The sequence below is a fragment of the Streptomyces malaysiense genome (assembly GCF_000980885.2).
Lineage (GTDB): Bacteria > Actinomycetota > Actinomycetes > Streptomycetales > Streptomycetaceae > Streptomyces > Streptomyces malaysiense.
In genome coordinates this window covers 1-484 of record NZ_LBDA02000148.1, presented here as the reverse complement: position 1 = coordinate 484, position 484 = coordinate 1, and the positions used below count along the sequence as shown (strand labels likewise).

Here is a 484-nt window from a genome sequence, read left to right as displayed (position 1 = left end):
GCGACTGGGGCGGCGGGTGAACCGCAAGCGCATCGCACGCGTGATGCGCGAGCGCGACATCCGAGGCGTCACCCGGCGCAAGCGCCGCTCGTTGACCCGGCCCGACAAGAAGGCGAAGCCGGCCCCGGACCTGATCGGCCGTGACTTCCACGCCGAGCGGCCCGGGATCAAGCTGGTCGGCGACATCACCTACCTGCCCACTGCCGAGGGCTGGCTCTACCTCGCCTGCTGGCTGGACCTGGCCACCCGCGAGGTCGTCGGTTATGCCATGGCTGATCACCACCGCGCCGAACTCGTCGTGGACGCCCTGGACATGGCCTACGGCCGAGGGAACCTGGAGCCCGGCTGCGTGATCCACAGTGACCGCGGCAGCGAATACACCTCGACCCAATTCTGGGACCGAATAAGAGAGTTGGGACTGCGAAACAGCTGCGGACGCACCGGATCATGCTTCGACAACGCGGCCGCGGAGAGTTTCTGGGCC

At 67.8% G+C, this 484-nt stretch carries 1 protein-coding gene; it reads left to right on the top strand.

The genetic code is table 11. The annotated features are described in order from the left end of the window. Positions 1–16 precede the first annotated feature (16 nt). Positions 17–484 (top strand): IS3 family transposase (locus VT52_RS34380; protein ID WP_107481538.1); only part of this gene is annotated, 468 nt, incomplete at its 3' end.